Below are 5,243 nucleotides of genomic sequence, written 5' to 3'. Positions count from 1 at the left end.
ACGTTCGGCGCGCGCGCGCCTGAGCAGCAGTTGAGGACCAGCGTGTCGAGTGAAGTTGAGACGACGCGGCGTCTGCGCGTCCTGATGGCGGACGACCACCCGACCAATCGGGCGGTCATCGAAGTCGTGCTCGGCCTGATCGACTGCGACCTGGTGCAGGTCGAGGACGGCCGCCAGGCGCTCGACGCCTATCTCAGCGATGACTTCGATGTCGTGCTGATGGACCTGCAGATGCCGGTGATGGACGGTCTGACCGCCATCCGCGAGATCCGCCAGGCCGAGCTTCGTCAGGGCCGGGCGCGCACGCCGGTGCTGGCGGTGACCGCCAATGCGATGAGCGAGCACGTCCAGGCCTCGCGCGCCGCCGGCGCCGACCATCACATCGCCAAGCCGATCATCCCCGACCTGCTGATCGGTGCGATCATCCAGTCGACGACCGCGGCGGCCGCCGCCGAGGCGCGCATCGCTCAGCCGGCCTGAAGGCCCGCAGACTGCGCAACAAAAAAGGGGACCCGCGAGGGTCCCCTTTCCGCGTCCGTCGGACGGGTCAGAATTTCCAGTCGAGGCCGACCGCCAGCGTCAGGTCCGAACCCTCGAACGTCCCGCGCACCGGCACCGTCGTCTGGGCCGGGGTGCCGCCGTAGAAGGTGTCGAACTCCTCGAGGTCGGTGTCCTCGAAGCGGGTGTAGGCCAGGGCGCCGTGCAGCGTCGCCCCGGTCGCCAGGGCGTAGCTGGCGCCGGCCGCGAAGATCCAGCGGTCGGAATCGAACACGCCGGGCTCGCGCAGGTCCGACGGAGTCGGGGTCGGGTCGTACTGGGCGCCGGCCCGAACGGTCCAGGCGTCGCTCAACGCATAATCGAAACCGGCGGCGAACGAGGTGGTGTTCTTGAACCGCTGGGCGATGGTCGCCGTCTGGCCGGCGAAGGCGACGTCGATCTTGTCGTACTCGTCCCAGCCGGAGCGCACGACCTGACCGTTCAGCGTCAGCTGCGGCGTGACCTCGATCCGCGCCGCGGCGGTCAGGGTCGAGCGGGTGGAGAACTTGGTCTTGGCGTCAGCCGAGAAATTGGCCGTATCGAGCGGCGCCTGCAGGCCGGACAGGGTGATCGTCCCGTCGATCTCCTGCTCCACCGCCGAGCGGTAGGCGAGGCCAAGGGTGACGCCCTCCAGATGGGCCTGGGCCCCGATCGTCCAGCCCCAGTTCCAGCCGTCGCCCGTCAGCGCCGACAGGCCATCGGCCGCGGCGGGGTTGAGGTTCGGATAGCCCTGGTCGAGGTAGGACTTGTTCCGCTGCGCGCTGACGCCGAACCCGAGGTCCAGCCAGTCGGCGGCGCGCACCGCGCCGGTGCCCTGAATGTCGGTCACCGAAATCTGGTTGCGGATGGTGTCGTAGCGGCTCCAGGACGTGGATCCGAGGTCGTTGCGGATATGGTAGGGCTTGGCCAGCGACAGGCCGACCGCGACCCGGTCGCCGATCGGCAGGGCGATGGCGGCATAGGGCGCGGTGAACTCGTCGGCGACGTCGTTCAGCGACGAGGCGCCGCCGACCGGCGTGGTCAGGCCGCCCGGAACGATCGGCCGGGTGATCGTCGTGCCGGCGTCGGCCAGGGTGTTGTCCTGCCGCCGGTGCGTCAGGCCAAGGCTGACCTCGCGCCCGCTGCGGGCGATGGCCGCCGGATTCCACCACAGGGCGCCGGCGCCGGTGTCGGCCGCCTCTCCGGAATTGGCCCGGCCGAGGCCCTCGACCGTGATCCCGGTGACGGCGAAGCCGCTCGCGCTGGCGGACGTAGCGCTGGCGGCGAGGATGACGCCGAGGGCGACGCCGCCCATCATCGGGTTGCTTTTCATTCGACGGACCAAGGCGGGATCCCCATAGGTCGGCCAAAGAGCGGCCGGATCATTGGGCCCCTCCTTGGCGTGATTTGTTTACCGGTTGATTTACGCTGGCAACTCATGCCGCCGCTTGCTGGGCGTCCTCGACGACGATCGCCGCCGGCAGGCGCAGGACGAACGAGGAGCCGTGGCCGACCTCGCTCGACACCGAGATTGAGCCGCCCATCAGCACGCAGAGCTTCTGGCTGACCGCCAGGCCGAGGCCGGTGCCGCCGTACTGGCTGGACGTGGTGGCGCTGACCTGGCCGAAATCTTGGAACAGCTTGTGCAGGTCTTCCGCGGCGATGCCGATGCCGGTGTCCTCCACCCGCACCTCGATCCAGTCGCCGGCTGGCTTCTCGTCGCGGCGGGCGGTGACCGTCACCGTCCCCTGGCTGGTGAACTTGGCGGCGTTCGAGAGCAGGTTCAGCATCACCTGTCGCAGCTTCGTCTGGTCGGTGGTCACCTCGCCGAGGGCGCCGAGCGGCCGCACCGTCAGGCGGTTGCCGTTCTGGATCATCAGCGGCCCGGCGGTCGAGGCCACGTCGTAGAGGAAGGATTCGAGGCCGAAGGTCTCGGGCGTCAGTTGGACGGCGTTGCTTTCGATCCGCGACACATCGAGAACGTCGGTGACCAGGGCCAGCAGATGCTGGCCGGCGGCGTTGATGCGGCCAAGGTCGGCCAGCTTCTGTTCGTCGGCGCCGGTGTCCTCGCCGTGGTCGCGAAGCAGCTCGCTATAGCCGATCACCGCGTTCAGCGGCGTGCGGAACTCGTGGCTCATCTTGGCGAGGAAGATCGAGCGGGCCAGGTTGGCGCGCTCGGCCTGTTCCTTGGCCTGGCGCAGGCGCACGGCCGTCGCCCGGTGCCGCTCGGCCTCGCGTTCCAGGTCCGAGCGCAGGCCGATGGTCGAGACGTAGTAGACGGCCATCCAGGACATGTAGACCATGGCCGAGAAGATCGAGATCCAGCCGACGCCGGCCAGCCGCTCCATCGGCACCCGGGCGTCGAAAGCGCCGTTGAAGGCGAAGGCCGCGTAGAAGGCCAGCAGGTCGGCGGCGAACATGCCGAGCACCAGCAGCGGCCGCTCGCCGAGATAGAAGAAGCCCAGCAGGAGCGCGACCAGCAGCCAGGGCAGGAGCGGCGACGACACCCCGCCGTAATGGAACGAACCGAACAGCGAGGCGAAGGCCAGGGTCTGCACCGAGATCAGCGCCACCAGCTGCAGGTTCTTCGTCGCCCGCAGCACGAACGGCAGGGCCCAGAACGACCAGATCGCTCCGACGATGGTCCACACCACCCAGCCCGGACGCGGGTCGGACAGGTAGAGGAAGACGCAGATCGACTGCGCCATCAGCGGCCCGAACAGGTGGGTGAAGACGAAGTTCCGCGCCAGGCCAAGCTCGGAGCGCTCGCGCTTGGCGGCCTCCGGCACGAACCAGTCGATGATCTTGAGGATGCTTTCCCACATACCCGAGCATGGCCCCTGGCGGACGGACGTCGCCCACAATTCGCCGGGAAGAAGCCAGATCAGCCATTAAGAACTCGTGCACGCCGCCTCTTAACCGAGCTAACCCCATTTTAATCCAGGGCCGCGACATTGCCCGAAGCTTCGAGTTCATCTTGGGGCCTCCGCAAGTCGTTGACGGTTAATCCCTGCACGATCTTTGCGGTTCTTCTGAAGGATCGGGCGAGATGACCACTACGGCGGCCAAGGCGACCAATCTGCTCGACCGGTTCATAGACTGGTTCATCCCGGCCGGGATCAAGGCGGAGCGCGAGACGCGCCAGCAGGCGCGCATGTTCCTGATCAGCCACGTGCTGGGCCCGTTCCTCGGCAACGTCGTGCCGGGCGCCCTGCTGTTCCTCGACCCGACCCCCGGCTGGCCGACCGCGGTCCTCGCGGTGTCGATCACCGCCTTCTGGGTGTTCCCGTTCCTGCTCAAGTGGACGGGCCGCTACAACCTGCTGACCTTCATCTCGGTCCAGAACCTGCAGTTCTGCATCCTGTGGAGCTGCTACTTCTACGGCGGCGTCGCCGCGCCGACCCTGCCCTGGGTGCTGACCATCCCGATCCTGGCCTTCTTCTACCTCGGCAACTCGCCGACTCTGCGGAAGTACGCCCTGGCCCATATCGGCGTGAACTTCGCGGTCTTCCTGGCGCTATACAACTTCATGCCGCCGCCTCTGGACGACACCCCGCGGCAGGCCCTCCAGGGTCTGGGCGTCGTCTCGACGCTGGCCTGCGCCGGCTATGTGGCGATGATGGCCCTCTACTACCGGCGGATCCTGCAGTCCGGCGTCGAACTCGAGGCGGAGATGCGGCGGCACATGGCCACTGCGGCCGAGCTGCGCCGCGCCACCGCCGACGCCGAGCGGGCCGGCGCAGCCAAGGCCGAGTTCGTCGCCAGCATGAGCCATGAGCTGCGCACCCCGCTGAACGCCGTCATCGGCTACTCGCAGATGCTGCTCGAGGACGCCGCCGACGAGAACGATCAGGAGGCGATCGCCGACCTGGAGAAGATCCACAAGGCCGGCCAGCACCTGCTGCGTCTCGTCAACGAGGTGCTGGACCTGTCCAAGATCGAGGCCGGCAAGATGGAGCTCGTGCCCGAGGACGTCGCCGTCGCCGACTTCGTCCGCGCCCTCGTCGACCACAAGCGCAGCCGCGCCGACGCCAAGGGTGTGGAGATGATCCTCGAGCTCGGCGAGAACCTCGGCGCCGCCCGCTGGGACGGACAGCGCGCCCGCCAGGCCCTGGGCCAGATCATCGACAACGCCGTCAAGTTCACGGAGGCCGGCCGCGTCACCGTCGTCGCCCGCCGTCGCCACGCCCGCGGCGGCGACGCCATTGTCATCGAGGTCCGCGACACCGGCATCGGCATCGCCGCCGAGGTGCTGCCCAGCCTGTTCGAGAAGTTCACCGTCGCCCGCGACGCCAGCGCCTCGAAGTACGGCGACACCGGCCTCGGTCTCGCCCTCAGCCTGGCGCTCTGCAACCTGATGGGCGGCAAGATCGCGGCCGACAGCCAGCTCGGCGTCGGCTCGACCTTCACCATCACCCTGCCGATCACCCCGCCCGAGCCGGTCCGCAAGTGCGGTCCGGAGGCCGAGGCGGAGGAGGCCGAGCGCCAGCTCGCCGCCGCCTGAACCCACCGACCTGATCCGGACCCCCGACATGACCAAGATCCTGCTGGTCGAAGACAACGAGCTGAACCGAGACATGCTGACCCGTCGGCTGGTCCGCCAGGGTTTCGAGGTCGCCTGCGCGCCTGACGGCCCGTCCGGCGTCGCCATGGCCGAGAGCGAGGGCCCGGACGTGATCCTGATGGACATCGCGCTCGGCGACATGGACGGCTGGGAAGCCACCACC

At 68.5% G+C, this 5,243-nt stretch carries 5 protein-coding genes; 3 read left to right on the top strand and 2 right to left on the bottom strand.

The window, feature by feature from the left end; all coding sequences use genetic code 11:
- Window positions 1-480: response regulator (locus ACILRF_RS14155; protein WP_395673981.1), on the top strand; the 480-nt coding region annotated here is incomplete at its 5' end.
- 67 nt (window positions 481-547) lie between these two features.
- Here the strand turns inward: ACILRF_RS14155 and ACILRF_RS14150 are convergent.
- Together ACILRF_RS14150 and ACILRF_RS14145 are read right to left on the bottom strand one after the other, a co-directional pair.
- A complete protein-coding gene (locus ACILRF_RS14150) occupies window positions 548-1,849 on the bottom strand; it encodes an OmpP1/FadL family transporter (protein ID WP_395673979.1) in 1,302 nt (433 codons plus the stop codon).
- 103 nt (window positions 1,850-1,952) lie between these two features.
- Entirely contained in the window at window positions 1,953-3,341 is a 1,389-nt protein-coding gene (locus tag ACILRF_RS14145; RefSeq protein WP_395673977.1) for a sensor histidine kinase, read from the bottom strand.
- A 224-nt stretch (window positions 3,342-3,565) separates the two neighbouring features.
- On the opposite strand from ACILRF_RS14145, the gene ACILRF_RS14140 reads away from it, so the two are divergent.
- Window positions 3,566-5,020 (top strand): sensor histidine kinase, encoded by a 1,455-nt coding sequence (locus ACILRF_RS14140; RefSeq protein WP_395673975.1) that lies wholly within the window; start codon window positions 3,566-3,568, stop codon window positions 5,018-5,020.
- Between the two features lie 28 nt (window positions 5,021-5,048).
- The coding region (locus ACILRF_RS14135; RefSeq protein ID WP_395673973.1) for a response regulator at window positions 5,049-5,243 on the top strand (195 nt) is incomplete at its 3' end.

This window comes from Phenylobacterium sp., from assembly GCF_044236515.1.
Taxonomy (GTDB): Bacteria; Pseudomonadota; Alphaproteobacteria; order Caulobacterales; family Caulobacteraceae; genus Phenylobacterium.
Note: the sequence above shows the minus strand (reverse complement) of the source record. Positions and strands in the feature narration are given on the sequence as shown.

What these genes read in the sequence shown, in the direction of transcription:
- ACILRF_RS14150 (WP_395673979.1), bottom strand. Translation starts at nt 1,849, where the DNA reads ATGAAAAGCAACCCGATGATGGGCGGCGTCGCCCTCGGCGTCATCCTC.
- ACILRF_RS14145 (WP_395673977.1), bottom strand. Translation starts at nt 3,341, where the DNA reads ATGTGGGAAAGCATCCTCAAGATCATCGACTGGTTCGTGCCGGAGGCC.
- ACILRF_RS14140 (WP_395673975.1), top strand. Translation starts at nt 3,566, where the DNA reads ATGACCACTACGGCGGCCAAGGCGACCAATCTGCTCGACCGGTTCATA.